Genomic DNA, 21,566 nt, shown 5'->3' on the forward strand with positions numbered 1-21,566 from the left:
GGTGATCGGCAGCTCGAGGTGCCGATCACCTGACGTTCTACCGACCACGCGTGAGAGCCGGTCGCTCAGCCCCGGGCGAGCAGCTCCAGCGTGTCGATCACGCGGTTGGAGAAGCCCCACTCGTTGTCGTACCAGGCGACCACCTTGACGTGCTTGCCCTCGACGCGGACCAGCGCGGCGTCGAAGATCGCCGACGCCGGCTCGCCGGTGATGTCGCTGGAGACCAGCGGCTCGTCGGAGTAGTCGAGGATGCCCTTGAGTGCGCCGTCAGCGGCCGCGCGGTAGGCGGCGAGCACGTCGTCGCGAGTGACCTCGCGGGACACCGTCGTGTTCAGCTCCACCAGCGAGCCCACCGGGACGGGGACGCGGATCGAGTCGCCGTAACCACCTTGACTCCGGTGGAGCGGAGACAGCATGGACAACGCAGCACAGCCGCAGCCGGGCGAGACCTGGGAGTGGACCGGGGACAACGCATGGTTGGGCCGGTACACCATCCTCGGCAACGACGGGGTAGACGTGACGTACCGGTATGAGACCCCCTACGCAGAGGACATGTCCTTGCCGGTGCGGGTGTTCGCGAACGCGCACAAGGTGGTGACGGCATGAGGCGTCCACGCAACACGCAGCGGCTGCGCCACATCCTCGCCTGTGTGGCGCTGTTCGGCCTGTTCCTGGTCATCGTCGGCGGCGGCATCCTCTACGTGGAATCGATGCGCTGAGCCCAGACGAAAAAAGCCCCGCACCCAATCAGGGTGCGGGGCTTTCGTCATGCGTCAGGGCCTGCCAGGCATGGGCTGCCCCGTAGGCGATAGCGGGCAGCCGTCCGCGTCATACATCCACGCGAGTTCCCGGGGCTTGTGGAGCGTAGGCAGCCCGTCACGGACGCCACCTAGGCAGTGCTTCCGACCGTCTATCGGGTCGCTTTCGTGCAGCCAGTGCCACCGTCGCGACGGCACGGGAACCAGCATCACGACCTCGCGACAGAACTCGCACTTGGCCTGTGTGCCCTCGGGCGGCATCTCCGGGGAAGTCCTCATGCGTGGAACGTACTGCACTTGTCATGTCCTGTCAGGTCCCGTCACCTGACGGGAAGCACCGTCGCATGACGCTTACCGTCGATATATGACGTTGGATCTAGATGGGCCTGAGCCGCTGTACGCGCAGATTGCTGCCGTGCTCGCCGCCCGAATTGCCGACGGCACCTATCCGCCACGACGCCGCATCCCCTCAGAGGCGGCTATCTGTGGCGAGTTCGGCGTCTCACGCCCCACCGTCCGGCAAGCCATCCAGGTTCTGCGTGACCGTGGTTTGGCTGAGACCGTGCGCGGCAAGGGCACCTACGTCGTCTAGTCGAACATCCCGGTATAGCCGCCACCGCCACGACGGACGATGTCGGTGTCGTAGTAGTGCAGGGCCAGGGAAGCCGCCACAGCGGGCGATACGTCACTCGCTGATGCCTTACGGCCCCACAGGCGGTAGCCGTCCCTCTGGAGCCACACAGCGCCCTCTACGGACGTCGTGAGCGTTGCCTGCCCGCTGTGCCGCAGCCGCCCCGCGTTGAGTTCACGGACGAACGCAGCCTGAGCGGGAACCACACCCTTGTTCATGTGCAGCCCGTTTGTCTTGACGCGCTTAGGCTTCAAAGCTTCCATCACGGCAGCCGGTTCCATGTTCGCGCCGATCGCGTCATAGGCCAGAGCGAAACGCTGCTTCCCCGTGTGGCTCAACGCGAACTTGGGCAGCCAGTCCGTTCCTGCCTGATAGTCCAGAACCTCAACCCAGGCATTCCCTTCCTCATCCCGCCACGCAGCACACAAGGCCGCTGCTGAGCCGTCAGGGGCCACGTCGTACGCCCAGGCCCACTTATCCGGCAGAGTCGGGCTAGGCCGCTCAGCAGCCGCCCAGGCGTCCATATCGACCGCAGACGTAGCAGCGTCGGCAGGCCAGTAACACAGGTACTCACGGACGAACTCATGGAACGGCATTTTCTTGCGTCGCTTTTCCAGCGTGCGAATGCTCGTGAGCGTGCTGCCGTCTGTCTTGAGGCTTGACGGTCCGGGATGCACTCGACGCCACACAGCGCGCTCATAGTCGCGCTGCTCCTCGGTCAAGTCGTCCCACGGTCGCGGGTCGAGTTCGCTGTATTCCTCATCCGACAGGCTGTAGTCCACGATGCCGTCGTCAGGGTCCACACCCTTACGCACATCCTCAAGCGCATTCCAGAACATGCCGTCACGGGCCAGGCCAGGCGTACCCGAGATGATCAACTGGGCGAGTTCGCCGCGCGTATCCATAAGCGGACGCACAGCGTTGAGGAACGCCTGCCCCTTGTCCGCCTCATGCTCTCCACCCTCATCAATCCAGATGTCATCGGCAGCCTTTGAGCGGATAGCGGCAGCCGTGGGAGGAACACACCAGATGCGCGAACCATTCGAGAACTCGATGCGCTCACGCCCACCATTGCGCAACAGCCGCATGGTGCCATCGCCCTCGACATCGTCAGTCGTCTTGCGCTTATAGCCCGCGAATCCGTTGTTCTCCAGAGTCTCCCCTGCCTCAAGGACAAGGGATGACGCGATAGTGCCGGACTGAGCCGTGATAACAGCCTTGTACCCTGGCCGGTTCATTGCCCTACCGACGATGGTTGCCATGATCGATGTGGACTTTGTGGCGCGTCGGCCAATCTCCACAACGACTTGCTTGTAGAGGCAGCCGCCCTCATCATCCCGTGCGGCCAGGACTCGACCGACATTGAGGCTCTGTGTAAACAGCCCCTCGTCACCCTCAGCCGTGAAGCCAAGCATTTCCATACCCAACTTGGTGTCGGATACGTCTGTGCCCTCGGGGACAGCGGACATGAACCTAGGAACAGCCGGGATGATTTCGGGCATGACGAGTTGCCCCCTTTCAGAGGGTCGAGTTAGGAAAAGTGATCTACACGCACAAAGGGAGGGGACGACAGGCGAGGGCTATCAACGACTGTCAAAAAACATCATCGATGTCATGTCCAATCGCGGTATTCGCGTCTGTCGTGCTGCTCTGTTGCTCGCTTGTTCTGCTGTGCGAGTTGTCCACCACTTGAGTCACTACATGTGCGATGACTTACCCATTGGTTGGATATGTCAGTGAGTGATCCGCCCATCGAGCGGGGCACGATGTGTTCCACCACCCACCGATGGGCGGGCAGCACAGGCTTACGGCACAGCCAGCACGGCAGGGGTAGGCGTGGACGCCAGTAGGCGCGGGCAGTGGTGACCTTGGACCCTGACCACCCATTGCCCCGCCCTGCCCCCTGTGTGCCCCCCTGCCGCCCTTGTGGACCCTGCCCCCTACTGCGGGGCATCGGGGCTGTCCGGGGCTGTCAGTGCCCCCTCTATGGCATCCAGGCGTTCCCTGTCTTCCTCGGACTCGGCTTGGTGCTGAATGGTCCATGCCTCAATGCGGTTCATCTGGTCACGCAAGGACTTACCCGAGTTGGGGTACATCTCGTGATGCACGTCCGCTGTCTTGTCTCGGATGTCCTTGAGGTAGGGCAGGGCTTTCCATGCCACAAAGCCGATGACACCGGCAATGACAACGAGCGCTGCGGGCCATGAGTCACCGATAGCTTCTAGGACTGTGGCGATGTCGTCGGCGCTCATCAGATCTTCGACCAAGACAAGCCGCTGAGACTCATTCCAAACGTCGCAGACGCGGGCCACGAGTTGATTATCATGTAGCGGAACCGGAGTTCGGTAATCGAGCCGGTACTACCGAACGATCCGACGAATACTCCGGCTGCACTGCCCAGACCGAAGAGGCCAAATGGCTCACGATGCATTGGAGCAATCGACGCGGGGAAGGTCAACAGAAGGTCATTCTCCACAGGATCAGACCCATACAACTCCCCCTTAAAGGACACGCGGCCTAGTGCGTCAACCATGTATTGCGCCGATGAAAGGGACTGCCCGGGGCCAGCAACAAGGCCCGCGCTAGTCCACTCGACAGGCCCGGGGGTAACCAGAGGCTCGATAGCGTCGCTCACCGAACCGGCAAGCCGGTTGAGCATTTCCGAGAACGGAGCGACGGTCTCGCTCTCTGTGTACTGCCAAATTCCATTTGAATCTAGAGGCATAGCCTTTCCAATCTCTTTATGGCGCGCCTATGGGCCGACTACCCAAGGGGCAGCCGGCCTGGCACTTACGGTCAAACTTTAGTAGCGCTGTTCCCCGCGAATCCTCATGGTCGCGGTCGTGAGGTCATAGGACACGGACTTGATGACCCACTGTTCGATATCGCCAACCTCAGGCGCATACGCGAACTCATCTCGCATGAACACGCCAAGCCGGATAGGCGCGACAATATCGATGAGGTGACCACGGTTGCTAGCGCGCGTGACAATGTTCTGAGCCATGGAAAACGTCGGCTTGGTACCCTCAGGCAGCGTCTCGCGATAGGTCCGGGAAGGACCGGTGGCGGGATAGCCAATGTGGTATTCGTCCGCCGCGTCAGACAGCATCGCGCCGTCGTACCAGTCACCCGAGCGCGTATAGACGTGCCCGACGCTAATCACTTCCTCAGCCGTGAACAGGTGCGAATGTTGCCCGGGTGTGTCCCAAAGGGTGTTCTCTGGCCGCTGCAACGAAAACCCGACCCCGTTAGGGTTTACCCGAAGCTTGAGGTTCGTGTCGTCAATGTACGGACGGAACATATCCCACGCGGTCGGGAAAGACTGCCAGTTGGTGATGTTGGAATAGACATCCGACAGTTCCGAATCGTCGTATACCGTGGGAGTCAGTTTGTACCCGAGAACTCCTATCAGAACCGAGTTAACCCACGAACCAACCTTCTGCGGGTCGAGCCCCTGCGACGCATCAATGATGGGCACCATGTCGAGACCATTGGAAGGTGCCCAGTCGGTTAGTAGTGCCTCGTCCGACGCCAGGTCAATAACCATCTCCCAGTCGTCATAGGAAACTTCCCGGACATGTAGGTCGAGACTCATGGTCTGCGGTTTGTCTTGCGCCAGGCTGTGGAGCGGTGAGCCGAACAAAGCCGAGACATCCCGACCCTGTAGCCCGCTCCACAGTTCCGACAGACCCGCAATGGTCCTCGCTCCTGCGTACTCGGAAATCGCAGAGATGGGCCGTGACGCCCATTCGGTCAATGAGCCGTTGAGCGTCACCCGGGGGACGTTAGTTGAACGCGGGTCGAGCGCGGCCAGAACGTCCGCATCGAACGGCACGGTAACTGCCGCCGTGATAGCCGGAATGTTCTGGTCATCAATGTTGATCGACCCTCCCAGGACGTTTAGCGTCGTCCTGGCCGCGCGGATGTCCCAATCGAGAATCCCGATCACAGCGGCTCCACCTCTCGGAACTCAACAGCAACAGTCCAGTAGTTGACACCCTCGACCTTGGTAACTGCCAGGTTCCCGGACTTGATGAAATGGAAGTCCTGCCCGGCTTCCGGCTCCTGAAAGTGGAACCGGGCAGTCGATGAGAACACCGCGTCTGCCTCATTGGCCGCAGCCGCAGATTCAAACAGCATCGTGAGCGTGCCTGAACGGCTCTGTGCGCCCCTCAGGAACACCGTGGGGAATCCACTACCCAACGGCTCCAGAACGACGTTCCTAGAGCCTCTGGTGAAGCCGTAGTTCAGGATGAGCAAGGGCTGCATCACGTAATCGAGCGCGGACGGTGACGCGTGTGGAGCACCTAGCCATGAGGCACCCTCGGAATCGCCGTCGAAGTAGGTAGCCACAGCGGCCAGAGCGTCCGCCTGTGTGTCAGCAGAGACACCCATCCACGCATCAGAGCGCCACACATCACTTGCTGTTGGAGTATCCGAACCAACACCGTGGATGTAGTGGAACGCAGCCGCACTAACAGCACCGGGCGGGGCCTGTGCAGCAACCGTGGGGTAGGTCCAAGAGGTAGCAGGTGCGTCGTAGTACGGCGAGTAGAACGAGCCGATCTGCGTGTCGGTGTCGTCGTAGAAGAGGATTCGAACTCGGGTGCGCCTATCTCCGGTCACACTGGATGGACGAAACGGCAGCCGTGCCGCATACCACCTTCCAGGGGTCACGACCTCGGAGAACTCCTGACCTACTGCCGTGAAGCCATTCGGTGCGGCATCGACAACCATTCCCAGCACCCACGAACCTGAAAGCACGATGTCTGACAGGGTGTCAGTTCGGGAGACTGTCACGCCTGAGGCAAGTATGCCCGTAGTGCTCGTCTCGAATGACGGATTGGTGAACAGGTTGCGTGCCGTTGCCAGGGTGCTCGTACCTGCCGTCTTGATAGTAGCCATCACTTACACCGCCCTTAGCTTCATAGATACCGCCCACGATTCCTGCCTGTGTCGCCAGTTAGCGACGTCCCGTGATGCCTGCGAGGTGTCCGCCCATACGCCCACGCCCACGTCGCCAGGGTTCATGTTCACGAAGTCGCGAATGCTGTCCCTGGCCGAACCGGTGTCTGCCCTGATGTCCGTTGTCTTGGACCTCGGCATCTTGTTAACACGGTCGATGAGTTGGCGAATCTCGCGCTCAGAGAATCCCGCAGCTTCTGCTTCCCGGATGAGTTCGTCGGTCGCCTTGTCGCGCGCGGCTGCGGCCCTTTCCTGCGATCCGGTCTCTTCCAGGACTGCGTCATACAGGTCATCAATGCCGTCTGTGGCGTCCAGGATGTAGCGCAGGTTGTCACGCCCCTTGGCTGTGTTCCTGGACAGCGAGGTGCCGTTGTCGTCAACCTGCTTTTTGAGACCGTCGAGCGTGTCGAGCCAATCGAGTTCGGTTCCGATCAGGTCCCGCGTGAGATCGTTCTGCTCCTCGATTTCCTCGTTAGCGTTCGCCGTCTCGATGGCGAGGCCCTTTTGCCCGGACGCCACATTGTCGATGGCGTCCTTGGCTTCGTCGGACAACTCGTTGTAGGCCCGATACTGCTCAACAGTGATGCCCATTGCTTCCGCGTACAGACGCTCAGTCTCGTTGGCCTGTTCCTGTACCCGTATCTGGTCTTCTGTCTGCGTCTGGAGACCTTCTAGGGCTTCCTTGCGCTGTATGTACGCCTCTTCCGCGTCAGGGCCACCTAGCGACGCCTTCCATGCCGGACCGAGGTCTGCAATCTGCGAGTCAACATCGGCAAGAACGTCCTTCAGATCGCTCAGGCGATCCTCAGGGTCGGTCTCGTTGAATGCGGCCAGGAAGTCGGCAACGAGTTCTTCGTTGTCCTTGGCTGCGTTACCGATCGCGTCGAGCGCTGAGACAGCCTCATCCTGGCCGATTTCGTACCACTCTTTGGAATCGACAATGGTTGCGCCGAACTCAGCCCACGCATCCCGCAGAGCGGTAATGCGATCCTCAGCGGCAGCAGAGTTGAAGGACTGAGCCCATTCGGCACCGGCTTCCTTGGCCTCGTTGGTCTTCTCGGCAACCTCGGTCAACTTGGCAATGGCGATACCCAGACCAGCGGCCACAGCGAGACCAGCGGCAGCACCGGCAGGGCCAAACCCTCCCAGAGCGTTAGCGGCTACTTCCTGGAAACCCTCAGCGATGGACTCAGCCGAACCGTCGAATGACGCGGCAACCTCACGGGCAGTCTCGTTGGACTCATCCTTGAGGTTGTCGATCCCCTCACCGGCCTTGCGGGAACTGTCGTCAACGTCCTTGAGCGACTTGCCGTCAATCTTCTTGACAGCGTCGGCAGCATCCTTGAACTTCTTTTCAAGCTTCTCGACCTCGGTAGAGGCATCCTGCACACCGTCGTCAATCTTCTTGACAGCGGAATCGGCGCTACCGAAATCCTCGATAGCGCGCTCAGCATCCTTGGCACCATCTACGAACTTGTCGAGACTGTCGGCGCTCTTGTCGAACTCGTCACCAATGTTCTTGACACCGGCTACGGCGTTCGCCACATCGGCGACGATAGGTATTTTGATCGGCATGTCTTAGCGCTCCTTAGCACGGCTTAACACGAGTTAGCGGTTACTTAGCGTCCGCTGCCTCATACACCGTGCGGACGAACGTTTGGACCCACAGGCTTGCCAGTCGTGGCGCGGCCTGTGCTGCGGCCGGATAGACAACACGGCCCTTACGGATTGCATGCGGCAACCCGGTATTGGTGCGCCGCTTGACGGTGTGGCTACCGCCGTTCTCGCTTTGGCGCGTATAGGTGCGGTAGAGGCTGTCCCTAGCGCCGAACTCGCCCAAGTAGTAGTGCTCTGCCGGGTTGAGTCGCTTGTCCTTGCCTATGCCCCGCCGCGAGGTTGCCGCGTAGACCGTAGGCGGGTTGCCGGGGCTCACCCGGGCACCCTTGAGGATTCGTGAGGTGAACGTGTTGGTACCGGCCAGGGAGACATCTAGTTCCGCGCGCCAGATGGGCTTGAGTTCTGCCCGTGTGGCGCGGTTGACCGCGTTTTTCACGTCGCGCTCTATGAACTTCATGCCGAACGCTACGGCTCTGAGTTCGTCGTTGCCCTCAATGCTCAACATGTGCGTGTGTACCTTCCTGACATACGACAAAGGCCCGCCCGAATTGACGGGCGGGCCTAGTTCGTTCGGATCACACAGCCGGGGTGAATACCGGCTTGGTGCTACCGAGGGTCACAGTCGCCACAGCGAACGCACCGGCAGTACCGCCAATGGCACCCGGGGTGATCGTGATGTTCGCGGCAAAGCTTCCCTGACCGGAAGCCGGGGTGAACGTGCACGGGACAACAAGACCCTCATTGTCCATGAGGTACTGGGAAAGCGAATTGAGCGTGCCCCAGTCCTGGGCAAGAGCAATGGTGCAGCCCCACGTTGCCGTGGTCTGCGAGGTAACGGTGTTGTTGGCGAGACCGGTCCACGAAACAGCGGACACGGTAGGCGTGAACTCCACCTGCGAGGTGTGGGCCTCGTAATTGTCGGTGCCAATCATGAGATCAACGTCACGGAGAATGAACGGCTCTACGGTAATAGCAACCATGGTTAGGACTCCAATACTGAAATGATGTCTGCCTTGAGGCGTGCGCCGCCAAGGGCAATGTTGTTGTCGGACGCGTGAGCCCTGAGGGCCTTAACCGTCATGGAAGAAAGTTCCACCAAGGGCTCAGCCGGCTGAATATCATTTTCAACCTCGTTGTAGAGGGTGACCTCTACCGAGTAGCACCACAGGCGCGCGTTGAAGGGCTCGAACGCAGCCGTGGTCCACCGGAGCGTGGGCTCCTGCTCTAGGACGTCCAGGACGTCGTCTAGGGCCTCCTCAAGGCCGTTCACGGCTGTGTCCCAGTTGGTGAGCGGGGAAATGATCGCCACAACCCAGGTGGTATCCCGCAGCCGGTTCTTGCCCAGGTTCTCTACCGGTACCGAGTTCACAAGGTGATACATCACGGCATGCTTGCCGGACTGAATGACGGGATTCTCCGTCAGTGGCGACAACTGGAGTGCGTCGCTGAGGTTGGCAAATACGGCATCGAGATGTTCGCGGGCTGTACTCATCCGAAAGTCGGCCTACCCCTCTTGGGTCGCAAGAGTTGCTTAACCTGCCAGTCGAGCGGAAACAGCGTGAGTCCGTTCTCAGGTGTCCCGACACTGCCATCGCTACCGGCCAGCAGAGCGTTATAGCGCGACTTGGCTTGGTACGCCTGGGCGAGCATCCACGACTTCGGAATCGGGTCTGGCTCGATTTCCATGTCTGGCAGATACGCCACACAGTCGTCATAGGCACTTTCCAGCAACAGTGCGAGCACATCGGGATCTAGGTTTGCAGCGTCCGCCCACAGGGCAATCACCTGTGCGTCAGTGAGCCACGTCATCGATTACCCCTTTCCGTGGGTAGCGGGGCACGGGATCTATTCACCGTGCCCCGCAGCTTCTAGAAGAACTCAGAGAGCAGGCTCAACGGGCGGGGCAGCCGGAGTAACGGTGCGAACGCCACCGGACTCCAGAACCTGCTCAGAGAAGTAGCCAAAGACACCCAGGGTGCGGCCACCGTTGGAGACGTACTCAGCCTCGACGCGCACCGGAGCGCCGCCACCCAACTCCTTAAGCCGCAGCGTGTCGCGGTCAAGAACCGTGACCTTTCCAGCCTGGCCAACCGTGGCGGTCGGAACAATGCGGAAGCCCGAAAGCCCGCCCTCTTCCAGACCGAACGATGCCGTCAGGTACTCGGCAATCTGGTCCTTGGGGGTGAGGAGAATCGAGCGGTAGAGGTCGAGTCCGACAATGGCACCGGTCGGGGTCAGGTCGTCACCGATAAGCGCAAGCGCGCCATCAACGATGCCCGAGACAGCGGCAGGAATACCGGCCACGTAGGCACCGGGCGTCTCAACGACTCCCGACGCGAGGATAAAGGCCAGCGCCTTAGCATCCATGACCTTGTCGTAAGAGCGAATCTGAGCCTCAGTGAACGACTGAATGGCGGTCGAGTCGTTGAAGTCGAAGTACCGGCGGTCAACGTTCGCGGCGTGCGCGACGCGCGCAGCGTCATACGGCACAGGCTCAACGGTCATGCCGCCCGTGGGGACCTCAGCGAGGTTACCGGCATAGTCGGCAACGGTCGGCTCACCGGTAACCCGGTAGCCAATCTCGCGCATGTGAGTAAGGGCACCCGAAAGGATCAGGCTGGAGAACTTACGCGGCTTGGTGTTCTTCTTGTACACCTCGCCAAGCCATGCCTGAGGCGCGGAAATCTCGCCGACACCGTCGCCGTCGTTGTCGCCGTCGTCGTGCGTGACGGACGCAAGAGCGGCCACAAGGTTGCCGTCCCGCTTGTTGCCGTTAGCAATGGACTTGAACGCCTGAGCGGCAGTCAGGGCAGTGGCATTGTCCTTGGCGTTCGTGTTGGTGCCAAACTTGGCGGTCAGGTCCACCTTGGCGTTGTCATCGGTCGTCTGCTCAGTAGGCACGGTGGCCCCTTCCTTAACCTCAACGGTCGTCGTGTTGGTGCGGGTGGTCTTACGGGTATAGGTGACACCGTCAATGACGATGTCCTCGGTCTCATCCGTGGTGGACTCGGCAGGCTGCATCCAGTCGGGAAGCGCCTCAAGGTGCCCCGCGTCGGCTGCCATAAGAGCGCTCTTGAAGGCAGGAACCGCCACAGCTGCAACGGCATTGATGAGGCCAGCGGCCAACTTGCCCGCGCGAATGATGGGCTCGGGAATCTCAATCGAGAATCCGTTGCGCTTGCCCTCTGTGGCCTCAAGCAACAGCGCGTCACCCATGGCCGTGTTCTCGACCTGGAATGTGCCGTAGATGCCGTCATCGCGCTTATCCAGCGCACCCTTACCGAGGTCGATGGTGCCGCCGTTGTGCTCAAGGTTGAACGTCACCTCATCCGGCCAGGTGAGTTCGGACTCAGCCGACGCCATAACGGCACCGACGTTCGTGTAACCGATCTCCCCGAACGGGAGAACCTTTCCGGAGAGTGTGCGCTCATCCAGATTTGCAATCAGTGTGGTCATGCTGCGTACCGTCCTACCCGGATAAGTGCGCGGATCAGTTCCTGTTCCGTGGGCACAGAGTCGTTGTCGGTCTCGTCTACGTCTGACTTGTTCATTAGTCCTCGGTCACTGGGCTTAGCCCGTCGTCAGGAACCTCTGAGAGGTCGCTAAAGTCGAACGCGATTCGCGTTCCGGCTGCTGTCACGTCGTCCATGGACAAGCGCGCGTTGAAGATGTTCATCCACAGCGATAGGCCGTAGTCCTTGAGTTCGGAACGCTTACCGTCCGAAGTGGAGTACGTCAGTGAGGCTGTGGATGTACTGCCCTCAATGAGCGACGCGGGCAACTGCAAGAGGTTTGCCACATCCAGGCGGGAACCATTACGGGCCGCTGTGAGGAAGTCGTTGGTGCCCTCAGCGCCTAGCGGCTTGGCCTCGACGTTGTGCGGCGTGATCGCGGTAGAACCCTCAGGGTCCTTCAGCGCTGCATTCCACTCACGCCGCATCTCTGACTTTTCCTCGCGGGTGAGTTCGTCGTCATCCGTGAGGTGCAGGTCGAGCAGCGGAACAGGCGACTTGGCACGAGCGGCCACAGAGCGCTGAATGTCACGAGCGGCGTGCAACGCGGGTGCGCCGATGGTGCACAGGCCCTCTTGGAACCCACGGAAGTAGATGATGTCCTTGGGGTTCGTGACCTTGGTCCACTGATCCTCAGAGACGTTTACCTCGATGACGCCCAGCGGGCTAATGCGCCACTTTTCAAACGGCATGCGCACGGCGTCCACGATCTGGCCGGTCGAGTTGCGTTCCACAACCCACAGAGCCTCACCGTGGAAGATCAGGTCATCCAGAGTCGCCACAACGCGCTCAGACGGCGATACCGAGGTGTCGGTGCGGTTGAGCCACCCAGGCTGCCGCGTAAGCCGCTCAGAGCCCTTGTACGCAACCAAGGGCTGGCTGGCAATGATCGTGAGGATTCCGCGTGCCCGAACAAGTGACGGAATGGTCATCGCCTCAGCGCGCGTGATAGGCGCGTCAGGGTCGGCATCGTCCTGTGGCCCAAAGATGTCACCGACGATGATCGGGGCAAGCGTGTTGGGCGGATTCATGGGCGAGACATAGCCACTGGCCGCTGAGTTGGGCTCGTTGGCGTACTTGGCTAGCGCCGCGAAATTGAACAGCCCCATCGGGCACCCGCCTTTCTGTGTAGGCCCTATACATTTGTGAGAGCAAAAGAAAACCCGGCAGGCTCAAGCGCGTAGGAGGATCGCGCGAACTCGTACCGGGTTGATTGGGTCAAGACAAGGACACCCCCGCATATAGCCTGCGGGGGTGTTCCCGTATCTTGAAAGGAGAGACTAAGACATGGCGTTCGTTGCCTCTACTAGATACGGGGTAAAGCGTCGGACACTTAAGCCAGTGTCTCCAGCCACAGGTCTACGGGCGGGTCGTTGTTCAGCAGAGCACTCTCAACAATCCGGTGATACGCGGCCAGGGCAGCATCCAGCAAATCATCATGCCCCTGTGTCCGCGTGAACGGGTTACCGTGCTTGTTCACCAGGAAGAACCGCCCATCCTCGGCGTAACCCACCGTGGTGGGAGTGCGCCACTGACGACGCGCTACGGACACCAGGAACTCGTTAACGCGCTCCACCTTCTCAATGTCGCTCATGCTGCCGCCATGGTCTCAAGGACGATGTCTATCGTCTGCGGCAGGATGCGCTCACGCGAACCGTTCTTGCGCGGCGGCTGCGGCAGGGACTCGTCCCGTTCCTTCCAGTCGGCCATGGCGTCGGCAACCTTGCGGATGGTGGACGCCACATCGTCACCGATGCGCGTGTGCGTCATGAGGTAGATGTAGCCGTCGCTCCAATACTCAGAAGCTGCTACGTGCTCCCCTGAGGGCCTGGCAACGTCCTTGACCGTGCCCCATGCCCGAATGTTCTTGCGACGCCTCACAAGGCCGTCTGCGCGCTTCTCTGCGCGCGTGAGGATGTCCATCAACTGATCCTCTGGGATGGCCAGCGGCTCAGGGAGGATGTCACCCGGCTTGCCCTGGCGATCCTTGGACACAATGTTGAGCATCCATGAGTGCAGCGCCTTGTCCACCTTGCGCTTGACCTCTTGCCGGTCGAGTCCGGCAAAGCCCTCAAGACGGGGCCTGAGCCAATCGCAGACGTACTCCGTAGGCCGGACGTAGTCATCCGTCGTGATGCCCTGCACAGGCTCTACCCAGGTGGTCCAGTAGTCCTCTTCCTCAACGGTGAGGGCGATGTCATATGCCAACTCGGCAATGGCTCGATTGTCCATTGTTCTCATCCTTTCAAGATGTTTTCTAACGTACCTCTATTCTATCAGATGGGGGTTATTACAATGATTGGTACATAGCAAAGGCCACTCGCATTGTTGCGAGTGGCCTGTTTGCTTGGGTTCTGCGGTTAGTTCGCTACGGCGTACTTGTTGCCGTTCCGCATGAACTTAGGGCTGTTGAGCACAGCCTCTACATGCTGCCGCTGATTCTTGGAGATGCTGTTACGGATCACACCAGGCGTGAGTGGACCCTTAGCCTTGAGCACTTCCGCCACACGGGCCTCTACAGTGTCCAACTCCACAAGGGTGTTGTCTTCTGCCCGCTTTGCCTTTGCCGCGTTGACACCCTTTGCACGGTTGCTAGCAGCCTCAGCAGCGGCCAACTCGGAACGTACATCCTCGCGCACGCTGTCCGAATGAGCCATGACCAGAGCGGAAAGGTCCCAGTCCTCATCATTCAACTCAGTGCGCCCGTCAAGCACCATGAGCGCAACGGCAATCTTGGTGCGGTTCATTCCGTCGTGCGACTTGTACTCAGGGATCTTTTCGTCTTCCATGTCGTCCTCGAACTGATCATAGAAGTCACGCATTGCCCGAGTTGCCTTGATGCGCGCAACTCCACTCCAGTTCCGCTCAGGGACCTCGTACGGCTCCATGTCGGTGTCGTCCTTGTGGTTCCGCATCTCCTGCGTGCGTGACACGCCGAACCACAGGAAGCGCTGAGGCAATCCGCCTGCCAGGTTCTCCGCATTGAACAAGTCCACACACCGGCCAGGCTGTGCGTTCATGGCCATAGTTGCCCGGTAGGAATGTGCGGGCAACTGGAGACTCTTATTCTTGTCTGCGAGGATTCGACCGAGAGGCCCACCCGTGAATGCCGTCTTAACGTACTCGTTGAGCGTTGATCCGGACTTGGTGCCAGTCGCCGTGAACTGCCCGATCTCGTCAAACGTGAACATCATGTTGTGACGGTGAAACTGAATCTCGCCCTTCACGTTCTCAGCGAACGCGCTCACCATGGACTCACCCGATCCCGGAGTAGCCGTAGGGATGTCCACACCTAGGCGGACAATCTCCTCAGCGTTCCCCATGGCGCGGGACTTGCCCGCTCCGGAACGTCCCATGAGCATTGCTGCGGCATTGAGTGAAGCGGAACCGAACTGAGAGGAGAAACGCACCTCAGCCGGAATCGTGTTGAGCGCACGCATCGCGACGATGCCGAACATTCCCCATGGGTTGGCCCGCAGCCGCTGTGAGTTCCGCTTGATGCTGAGCAACACAGGACGCGCATTCCAGAAGTCCTTACGCGGCTTCCGCTCTGCGTAAGCCTTTTGGACCTGACGCCACAGGCTGGCGTCCGGAACGTGCTTGGACAGCACATCCTGAGAGTTCATGACCAACAGGTAGGTGTCTTCAATCGGCCAGCCTGATTCGCACAGGTCGCAGATGAAGCGCCAGGTGTAGGCCGACCGGTCACTACCCGTGTGGTCGTCCTCGTAAAGCCCGCTCATCTCGATGGGCAAAGCTGCTACCAGGTCTGCCAACTCAGCCGTGAACTCAGGTGCAGGGACGTTGGTAGCCAGGCCAGCCGCTGAGCGCTTCTGCAAGCGCTCAATGAGCCATGCGGGCGCATCCTCCCGTGGGTTGTCCTGAATGAGCGTGTAGCCCGCTCCACGCGCCACGTAGCCCTGTGCGCCGCGAATGTCCACAGCGCCATTGATCCCGCCCGCGTTCGTGATGCCATCTACATAGCGGAACTCCAACTGATATCCGCCCGACATCGAACGGAACTTGCGCGTAGTGGACGCGTTGAGCAGATCCTCAAACAGCGCACCCTCAGGGTCACTCTCGATGGCTGCCCTGTAGGTGTCCTTGTACGTGTCAAAGTCGATCGTGAAGAACCCATTCACCGGTCCCGTGGGGTGAGCCCACATGTCGGTGGGAGTGTCCCATTCGCCCTGAGGCTTCCAGGCAGAGGAGTTGCGCCAGGTCGGTACATCGGAATGTGGCTTCTTAGGCTCCACAGCGGAGGAGCCCCGGAGAGGAAAGACAAGGGGGTTCATGTTGCTTCCTTAACGAGAAAACCCACCTACCAGGGAGCGGACTTGGAAACGCTCACCTGGTAGGTGGGAAGAATGGTTCACGCCTAAGAGTTCCAAGTCATCGGCGCGATGAATCCATTATGGCATACACAAAAACGCACCCCCTGCAACTCGACACAATGTGGTTGCGGGGGGTGCGTTTACACGCTCAAATCACTTAGGCTCACTTAGGCTGCCTAAGTCGGCTTAGGCTGGACCTAGGTGGGACGAAACGGACATCGGCAATAAAAAAGAGAGAGTATTTGGCTATATATAGGGGCTCCCCCGAATCTGTCCGCGCGGACCGAGCCTAAGAGCCTAAGAGCCTAAGTCCTTAGGTTGGCGTTTAAACGCCCTCTGCCGTTGCCTGGGCGTAGCGGTCCAGTTCGGCTTGGTTCACGATCTTTCCGCCGCGCGTGAGAGTCCTGGGCTTGGTCGGGCCAGGCTCTACGTAGTCGGCCCATTCCAGGGACACGCGGGCAGGGTCAAGGGTCTTGCGGCCCCTGCCGCCACCCGGAGTCACCACTACCCGGTCTAGTACCTGCTGCATTGCCCTGGCCGCAGCGTCGATGTCCTCCCCCATGAGCACATCCCACACGCGCTCACCCGTGAGCCTCAGCACCGGGGCACCTGTGGCGTTGCTCAGGGCTTCCAGGGTGGCCCGTGCTGCCCGCCTGGACGAGAGTGCGTCCGCTTCCTCTTCCTCGGTCTGTGCGGCCCTCAGACGGGCCTGTGCGGCTTCCAGGGCATCCTCTGCCGAACGCACCGCCATAGGGTCACTGCCTGGCCGCTGCATCACGACTACGGGCCTTTCCTTGGCCTCATCCTCGATAAGGTCGAGCACCAAAGCTTCTAGGTTGTCGTACTTCACCGATGCCGGTGTGGGGCACTTGTCATCAACACGCAACTTGTGGATGTTCGTTGAGCAGCGGGCAAACAACTTGCCCCGGTCCGACGACATCCACATCGGCGCTTCGCACGTCGCGCACGTCATCACGGGCGCAAGCATTCGTAGGTTCTTCCCGCGCCTACGCCCCTCAGGCAACTTGCGGGCATCGAACACGCTACGCAGCCTTGCCCAGAGTTCCAGGTCCATTGCCGGTTCGTAGATCTGGACACCGTGCTTTCGGCCAACGATGGCTTCACCTAGCAATACCTCACGCACCGTGGACGCCACTAGCGCCTCACCCTTACGCCCGGTGATGCCCTTGTGGATCAGGTAACGCGTCTGTGCGCGCAATGAGCGACCCGCCACGATGCCCTCTGCGACAGTTGCCCACAGGGCAGCCTCATCAGGGTGTGGCGCAAGGACCTTGCCATTGCCGTTCGGGTTGTCCACCACCTGATAGCCATGTGGGATACGCCCGCCCGCGAAACGTCCCTGAGAGTGGAGCACAGCCCGCGCATCCTTGACGCGCTCACGGACCATTTCGCGTTCCATCTCGGCGAACGCCGCAAGGATCGTGGCGACGAACCGGCCAGTGGCAGAGCCAAGGTCCAAGTTGTCTTTCACGGACACAAGCGTGAATTCCTTGGACAGCGCGTGGAAATCCGCGACGTTGCGGCTTATCCGGTCCAACTTGAGGAACACAACTCGCTGTGCCCCGATCTCCCGCAGCCGCTGCAACCCTGGCCGGTCGAGCCCCGCAGCGCCGGAGACATCCAGGTCGCGCACGACGTCGTCATCGCCCACGTCCCAGCCCTGAGCCGCACAGTGCGCACGGCACGCGGCTTCCTGCCCCTCAGGCGATGTGCTCGGGTCGGTTGCCCCACGATGGACACTGAGCCTGACGTAGATTACGGTTCGCATGTACCGGAGTTAAGCACACAGTGGTTCGCCCGAGAGCTTGCCGTTCAGGTTCGGCAGCACCAGGCCGATCGCCTTGGCCGCACCCGTCGTCGTCGGCGCGATGTTGACCGCGGCCGCCCGGGCCCTGCGCAGGTCCCGGTGCGGTCCGTCCTGCAGGTTCTGCTCCTGCGTGTAGGCGTGGACGGTGGTCATGAAGCCGTGCTCGATACCCGCCAGGTCGTCCAGGACGGAGGCCAGCGGGGCCAGCGCGTTCGTGGTGCACGAGGCGTTCGAGACGATCACGTGCCGAGCCGGGTCGTAGACGTCCGTGTTCACACCGTAGGCGAGCGTGACGTCGGCGCCGGCCGAGGGCGCACTGACGAGCACCTTCCGCGCACCGGCGTCGAGGTGCGCGCGGGCGGCGTCGGCCGAGGTGAACCGGCCGGTCGCCTCGAGCACGAGGTCGACGCCGAGCTCCGCCCAGGGCAGCTTGGCGGGCTCGCGCTCACCGAGCACCTTGATCCTGCGGCCGTCGACGACGAGCTCGTCACCGTCGACCTCGACCGAGCGGCCGAGCCGGCCGAGCGCGCTGTCGTACTTGAGCAGGTGCGCGAGCGCGTCCGGGGCGGTGAGGTCGTTGATCGCGACGACGTCGAGGTCGCTGTCCCGTTCGAGCAGGGCGCGGAGGGAGTTGCGGCCGATGCGGCCGAAGCCATTGATGGCGATGCGAGTCATAGCTCCATGGTCGGCGGGCCGGCGCGCTACCGAAAGCGGCTGGAACGCCATGGTGCGCAAGTATCACGCCCGACATGTCGCCACTGCCCGCAAGGATCTCGCCACCGCTGGTCGCCCACCGCTGATCGAGCTTGTCGAGACCTCGAGACCGGGCCCGAGGTCTCGACAAGTCCGACCAACATGACTTCTCAGGCCGAGAACGTGTGCCGGTACTCCGTCGGCGACGTGCCAAGGATCCGGTGGAAGTGCAGGCGCAGGTTGGCAGCGGTGCCCAGCCCCACCCGGTGCGCTACCTGCTCGACGCCGAGGTCGCTGCGCTCCAGCAGCTCCCGCGCCAGGTCCACCCGGGCCCGGAGCACCCACTGCATCGGCGTGTAGCCGGTGTCCTCCACGAACCGCCGCGAGAAGGTGCGCGCCGAGACCCGCGCGTTGCGGGCGAGGGCCGCGAGCGTCAGCGGCTCGGCCAGGTGCTCCAACGCCCACGCGCGCGTGTCGGCGAACACGTCACCGAGCGGTTCGGGCACGCTGCGCGGTACGTACTGTGCCTGTCCCCCGCTGCGGTACGGCGCGGCCACCAGCCGCCGGGCCACGTGGTTGGACAGCCCGACGCCGTGGTCGCGGCGCACCAGGTGCAGGCACAGGTCGATGCCGGACGCCGCGCCCGCCGACGTCAGCACGCCGCCCTCGTCCACGAACAGCACGTTCTCGTCCACCTGCACGAGCGGATGGCGCGCACGGAGCGCCCTCGTGTAGTGCCAGTGGGTGGTCGCCCGCTTGCCGTCGAGCAGGCCCGTCGCGGCCAGCGCGAACGCTCCGGTAGAGATGGCGGCGAGCCGGGCCCCGCGGGCGTGGGCTCGCTTGAGCGCGTCGACGACGACGGCGGGCGGGTCCGCGGCAGCCGGCGTCCGGTAGCCGGGGACGAACACGGTGTCGGCACGTTCCAGGGCGTCCAGCCCCTCGGCCACGTGGTACGAGAGCCCGTCCCCGCCCGTCACGAGCCCGGGCTCGGCACCGCAGACCCGTACCTCGTAGGGCATGCTCGGCCGGTTGGAGAACACCTGCGCGGGGATGCCGACGTCGAGCGGCTTGGCGCCCTCGAGCACCAGCACGGCGACCTGATGGTTCCCCGCCTGCACCAAGCTCACAGAAACTGATTCTATGCGCCGGCCCGACCCGATGGTCCGCCCCGATGGTCCGCCTCCAGAATGCGATCAGGCCTGGTCCACGGCCCGGAACCAGGCCTGATCGCATGGTCGCGGCGGACCTTCACGTCCCGCCGCCGCCCGTGCCAGGCTGGCGCCATGGCACCAGACCTCGTCGTCAGATCCGCGACGCCCGACGACGCTCCCGCGCTGGCCGCACTGCGCTGGCGCTGGGCGGTCCCCGACCGCACACCGCGCGACGACGAGGCCCTGGAGTTCGCCAGGGCGCTCCGGCGGTGGATGGAGGAGCGCGGCGAACGGTCGGTCTGCCAGATCGCCGTCCTGGAGGGCGAGCTGGTCGGGATGGCGTGGCTGGCGGTGTTCGAGCGGGCGCCCAACCCCGGAGACCTCGTGCGTCGCTCGGGCGACGTGCAGAGCGTCTTCGTGCTGCCGGAGCACCAGGGCAGCGGCATCGGGCGCCTGCTGATGGAGGCGATCTGCGCGGCGGCCGACAGCCTGGGCGTCCGCAAGCTCACGCTGGACGCCCGGGACGCGGCGGTGCCGTTCTACGAACGGCTGGGGTTCTCGCTGCGCAACGGACTGATGCAACGTTGACTCACACGTGATCCGGCACCTACGGTGGCGGCGGTCGCCCGTCGACGACGGGCCGACCCACCCACTGTTCGAGATCAGAGCCGATCCGAGAGGTGACACGCATGTCAGCTGCACGACGCTTGTTCACGGTCCTGGCGCTCGCCGCCCTCACGCTGGCCACCGCCGTCGCGCCCGCGACCGCCGACGGCCCCACCGCGGCGCCGCCGGGAGGAGCGGAGAACGGGACGCGGCTGATGGACGGCCCCGCCCTCTACCCGCGCGTCATCCGGCTGGAGCACTCCGGCGAGGCGAACGGCACGATCATCGCCAGCGCCGTCACCTTCGCCGGCGGCGCCGGGCACGGCGCGATCTTCTCCAGCACCGACGACGGCCGCACGTTCGACCGGATCGGTACGGTCTCCGACCCGGGCGCCGCCGAGGGGCTGTGCTGCTCGACGCTGTACGAGCTGCCCCAGCGCGTGGGCGACCTGGCGGCCGGCACGCTGCTCTGGTCGGCGTCGGTGGGCCAGGAGGCGGACCCGGCCACCCGCCGCATGACGCTGCCGATCTGGGCCAGCAAGGACCAGGGCCGCACCTGGGAGTACGTGTCCACCGCGGCCACGGCTGCCGGCACCAAGGGGCTGTGGGAGCCGGAGTTCACCGTCTCGCCCGACGGCGACCTGGTGCTCTACGTCTCCGACGAGAACCAGCAGCCGACGCACAGCCAGACGATCGTGCAGGCGACGTCGCCGGACGGGGTGAGCTGGTCACCGCTGGAGAACGTCGTCGCGGCGCAGGACCCGGCGCTGCGCCCCGGGATGCCGGTGGTCCGCCGGCTGCCCAGCGGCACGTACCTGATGAGCTACGAGATCTGCGGCCCGGGCCAGGACTGCCGGCACCTGACCCGCCGGTCGCCCGACGGCGTCAGCTGGGGCCCCGCCGACCACCTCGGCAACCCGGTGCGCACCGTCGACGGCACCCACTTCCGGCACGCCCCGACGATCAGCTGGTACAACGATGGCACCGGCGACGGGCGGCTGCTCGGCGTCGGACAGATGCTGTACGGCGCCGACGGGACCGTGCAGCCGGGCAACGGGTCGACGATCATGACCAACGACGCGGCGCCGGAGTCCCCCTGGAGCACGGCCGACGCCCCGGTCCGGATCTTCGAGCCGTGGAACAACTACTGCCCCAACTACAGCTCGAGCCTGCTGGCCATGCCCGAGCGGGACGAGCTGCTCGAGCTGGCGACCGGGTACGACGCGGAGGGCGGCACCTGCACCACCTACTTCGCGGTCGCCGGCCTGCCGGACTGACCTCCGGCCCAGCCGACCGGCCAGCGCGACCGGCCGGCCAGCGCGACCGGCCCGGCCAGCGCGACCGGCCCGGCCAGCGCGACCGGCCCGGCCAGCACAGCCGGCCCGGCCCGCACAGCCGGCCCGGCCAGCACAGCCGGCCCGGCCAGCACAGCCGGCCCGGCCCGCGGCCCTGACGCGGCGTACCTGGTACG

General features: G+C 62.7%; 20 protein-coding genes and 2 pseudogenes. 4 read left to right on the plus strand and 18 right to left on the minus strand.

Going from position 1 to position 21,566, the window contains the following annotated elements:
• Positions 1-65 precede the first annotated feature (65 nt).
• Positions 66-380, minus strand: a pseudogene (locus AB0F40_RS04645) (type I glyceraldehyde-3-phosphate dehydrogenase); the annotation flags it as partial.
• Positions 381-414: 34 nt separating this feature from the next.
• Between AB0F40_RS04645 and AB0F40_RS04650 the strand changes: the two are divergent.
• Both AB0F40_RS04650 and AB0F40_RS04655 read left to right on the plus strand, forming a co-directional pair.
• On the plus strand, positions 415-606 hold the full coding sequence (locus tag AB0F40_RS04650) for a hypothetical protein (protein ID WP_357464698.1): 192 nt from the start codon (positions 415-417) through the stop codon (positions 604-606).
• Positions 607-1,122: 516 nt separating this feature from the next.
• On the plus strand, positions 1,123-1,350 hold the full coding sequence (locus tag AB0F40_RS04655) for a GntR family transcriptional regulator (RefSeq protein ID WP_357464700.1): 228 nt from the start codon (positions 1,123-1,125) through the stop codon (positions 1,348-1,350).
• Here AB0F40_RS04655 and AB0F40_RS04660 read toward each other — a convergent pair.
• The 17 genes and pseudogenes from AB0F40_RS04660 to AB0F40_RS04740 form a co-directional block, all read right to left on the minus strand.
• On the minus strand, positions 1,347-2,891 hold the full coding sequence (locus AB0F40_RS04660; RefSeq protein WP_357464702.1) for a hypothetical protein: 1,545 nt from the start codon (positions 2,889-2,891) through the stop codon (positions 1,347-1,349). The two genes, AB0F40_RS04655 and AB0F40_RS04660, sit on opposite strands and share 4 nt — an antisense overlap.
• Before the next feature lie 438 nt (positions 2,892-3,329).
• Positions 3,330-3,641, minus strand: a complete 312-nt coding sequence (locus AB0F40_RS04665) for a hypothetical protein (RefSeq protein WP_357464704.1) — start codon at positions 3,639-3,641, stop codon at positions 3,330-3,332.
• Positions 3,642-4,192: 551 nt separating this feature from the next.
• Complete coding sequence (locus AB0F40_RS04670) at positions 4,193-5,338, minus strand: hypothetical protein (RefSeq protein ID WP_357464706.1); 1,146 nt, start codon at positions 5,336-5,338, stop codon at positions 4,193-4,195.
• The gene (locus tag AB0F40_RS04675) at positions 5,335-6,294 is read right to left on the minus strand and encodes a hypothetical protein (RefSeq protein ID WP_357464708.1); all 960 of its coding nucleotides are present in this window, start codon (positions 6,292-6,294) and stop codon (positions 5,335-5,337) included. Before AB0F40_RS04675 ends, AB0F40_RS04670 begins: the two co-directional genes overlap by 4 nt.
• Before the next feature lie 3 nt (positions 6,295-6,297).
• Positions 6,298-7,929: a hypothetical protein gene (locus AB0F40_RS04680; protein WP_357464710.1), complete on the minus strand. Its 1,632-nt coding sequence runs from the start codon at positions 7,927-7,929 to the stop codon at positions 6,298-6,300.
• A 40-nt stretch (positions 7,930-7,969) separates the two neighbouring features.
• Positions 7,970-8,476 (minus strand): hypothetical protein, encoded by a 507-nt coding sequence (locus tag AB0F40_RS04685; protein ID WP_357464712.1) that lies wholly within the window; start codon positions 8,474-8,476, stop codon positions 7,970-7,972.
• Positions 8,477-8,546: 70 nt separating this feature from the next.
• Entirely contained in the window at positions 8,547-8,951 is a 405-nt protein-coding gene (locus tag AB0F40_RS04690) for a hypothetical protein (protein ID WP_357464714.1), read from the minus strand.
• Positions 8,952-8,953: 2 nt separating this feature from the next.
• Positions 8,954-9,463, minus strand: a complete 510-nt coding sequence (locus tag AB0F40_RS04695; protein ID WP_357464716.1) for a hypothetical protein — start codon at positions 9,461-9,463, stop codon at positions 8,954-8,956.
• Positions 9,460-9,780: a hypothetical protein gene (locus tag AB0F40_RS04700; protein WP_357464718.1), complete on the minus strand. Its 321-nt coding sequence runs from the start codon at positions 9,778-9,780 to the stop codon at positions 9,460-9,462. The genes AB0F40_RS04695 and AB0F40_RS04700 overlap by 4 nt, the downstream gene beginning before the upstream one ends.
• Positions 9,781-9,849: 69 nt before the next feature.
• Complete coding sequence (locus AB0F40_RS04705) at positions 9,850-11,427, minus strand: hypothetical protein (protein WP_357464720.1); 1,578 nt, start codon at positions 11,425-11,427, stop codon at positions 9,850-9,852.
• Positions 11,428-11,521: 94 nt separating this feature from the next.
• Positions 11,522-12,592 (minus strand): phage portal protein, encoded by a 1,071-nt coding sequence (locus tag AB0F40_RS04710; RefSeq protein ID WP_357464722.1) that lies wholly within the window; start codon positions 12,590-12,592, stop codon positions 11,522-11,524.
• Positions 12,593-12,816: 224 nt separating this feature from the next.
• Positions 12,817-13,077 (minus strand): hypothetical protein, encoded by a 261-nt coding sequence (locus AB0F40_RS04715; protein WP_357464724.1) that lies wholly within the window; start codon positions 13,075-13,077, stop codon positions 12,817-12,819.
• Positions 13,074-13,715 carry a hypothetical protein gene (locus AB0F40_RS04720; protein ID WP_357464726.1) on the minus strand — a complete coding sequence of 214 codons (642 nt, stop codon included), beginning with the start codon at positions 13,713-13,715 and terminating at the stop codon, positions 13,074-13,076. Before AB0F40_RS04720 ends, AB0F40_RS04715 begins: the two co-directional genes overlap by 4 nt.
• Positions 13,716-13,843: 128 nt before the next feature.
• Entirely contained in the window at positions 13,844-15,778 is a 1,935-nt protein-coding gene (locus AB0F40_RS04725; RefSeq protein ID WP_357464728.1) for a hypothetical protein, read from the minus strand.
• A gap of 364 nt (positions 15,779-16,142) precedes the next feature.
• Positions 16,143-16,892 (minus strand): recombinase zinc beta ribbon domain-containing protein, encoded by a 750-nt coding sequence (locus AB0F40_RS04730; protein ID WP_357464938.1) that lies wholly within the window; start codon positions 16,890-16,892, stop codon positions 16,143-16,145.
• A gap of 291 nt (positions 16,893-17,183) precedes the next feature.
• Positions 17,184-18,320 (minus strand): annotated as a pseudogene (locus tag AB0F40_RS04735) (glyceraldehyde 3-phosphate dehydrogenase NAD-binding domain-containing protein); the annotation flags it as partial.
• A gap of 188 nt (positions 18,321-18,508) precedes the next feature.
• Positions 18,509-19,465, minus strand: coding sequence for a DJ-1/PfpI family protein (locus AB0F40_RS04740; RefSeq protein ID WP_357464730.1), 957 nt, complete (start codon positions 19,463-19,465; stop codon positions 18,509-18,511).
• A 156-nt stretch (positions 19,466-19,621) separates the two neighbouring features.
• Here AB0F40_RS04740 and AB0F40_RS04745 point away from each other — a divergent pair, with 156 nt between their 5' ends.
• Positions 19,622-20,077 carry a GNAT family N-acetyltransferase gene (locus AB0F40_RS04745; protein ID WP_357464732.1) on the plus strand — a complete coding sequence of 152 codons (456 nt, stop codon included), beginning with the start codon at positions 19,622-19,624 and terminating at the stop codon, positions 20,075-20,077.
• Positions 20,078-20,178: 101 nt separating this feature from the next.
• Entirely contained in the window at positions 20,179-21,372 is a 1,194-nt protein-coding gene (locus AB0F40_RS04750; RefSeq protein WP_357464734.1) for an exo-alpha-sialidase, read from the plus strand.
• Positions 21,373-21,566 lie beyond the last annotated feature (194 nt).

It is taken from the genome of Promicromonospora sp. NPDC023987 (assembly GCF_040639055.1).
Lineage (GTDB): Bacteria > Actinomycetota > Actinomycetes > Actinomycetales > Cellulomonadaceae > Promicromonospora.

What these genes read in the sequence shown, in the direction of transcription:
- AB0F40_RS04650 (WP_357464698.1), top strand. Translation starts at nt 415, where the DNA reads ATGGACAACGCAGCACAGCCGCAGCCGGGCGAGACCTGGGAGTGGACC.
- AB0F40_RS04655 (WP_357464700.1), top strand. Translation starts at nt 1,123, where the DNA reads ATGACGTTGGATCTAGATGGGCCTGAGCCGCTGTACGCGCAGATTGCT.
- AB0F40_RS04660 (WP_357464702.1), bottom strand. Translation starts at nt 2,891, where the DNA reads ATGCCCGAAATCATCCCGGCTGTTCCTAGGTTCATGTCCGCTGTCCCC.
- AB0F40_RS04665 (WP_357464704.1), bottom strand. Translation starts at nt 3,641, where the DNA reads ATGAGCGCCGACGACATCGCCACAGTCCTAGAAGCTATCGGTGACTCA.
- AB0F40_RS04675 (WP_357464708.1), bottom strand. Translation starts at nt 6,294, where the DNA reads ATGGCTACTATCAAGACGGCAGGTACGAGCACCCTGGCAACGGCACGC.
- AB0F40_RS04680 (WP_357464710.1), bottom strand. Translation starts at nt 7,929, where the DNA reads ATGCCGATCAAAATACCTATCGTCGCCGATGTGGCGAACGCCGTAGCC.
- AB0F40_RS04685 (WP_357464712.1), bottom strand. Translation starts at nt 8,476, where the DNA reads ATGTTGAGCATTGAGGGCAACGACGAACTCAGAGCCGTAGCGTTCGGC.
- AB0F40_RS04690 (WP_357464714.1), bottom strand. Translation starts at nt 8,951, where the DNA reads ATGGTTGCTATTACCGTAGAGCCGTTCATTCTCCGTGACGTTGATCTC.
- AB0F40_RS04695 (WP_357464716.1), bottom strand. Translation starts at nt 9,463, where the DNA reads ATGAGTACAGCCCGCGAACATCTCGATGCCGTATTTGCCAACCTCAGC.
- AB0F40_RS04700 (WP_357464718.1), bottom strand. Translation starts at nt 9,780, where the DNA reads ATGACGTGGCTCACTGACGCACAGGTGATTGCCCTGTGGGCGGACGCT.
- AB0F40_RS04705 (WP_357464720.1), bottom strand. Translation starts at nt 11,427, where the DNA reads ATGACCACACTGATTGCAAATCTGGATGAGCGCACACTCTCCGGAAAG.
- AB0F40_RS04710 (WP_357464722.1), bottom strand. Translation starts at nt 12,592, where the DNA reads ATGGGGCTGTTCAATTTCGCGGCGCTAGCCAAGTACGCCAACGAGCCC.
- AB0F40_RS04715 (WP_357464724.1), bottom strand. Translation starts at nt 13,077, where the DNA reads ATGAGCGACATTGAGAAGGTGGAGCGCGTTAACGAGTTCCTGGTGTCC.
- AB0F40_RS04720 (WP_357464726.1), bottom strand. Translation starts at nt 13,715, where the DNA reads ATGGACAATCGAGCCATTGCCGAGTTGGCATATGACATCGCCCTCACC.
- AB0F40_RS04725 (WP_357464728.1), bottom strand. Translation starts at nt 15,778, where the DNA reads ATGAACCCCCTTGTCTTTCCTCTCCGGGGCTCCTCCGCTGTGGAGCCT.
- AB0F40_RS04730 (WP_357464938.1), bottom strand. Translation starts at nt 16,892, where the DNA reads ATGGACCTGGAACTCTGGGCAAGGCTGCGTAGCGTGTTCGATGCCCGC.
- AB0F40_RS04745 (WP_357464732.1), top strand. Translation starts at nt 19,622, where the DNA reads ATGGCACCAGACCTCGTCGTCAGATCCGCGACGCCCGACGACGCTCCC.
- AB0F40_RS04750 (WP_357464734.1), top strand. Translation starts at nt 20,179, where the DNA reads ATGTCAGCTGCACGACGCTTGTTCACGGTCCTGGCGCTCGCCGCCCTC.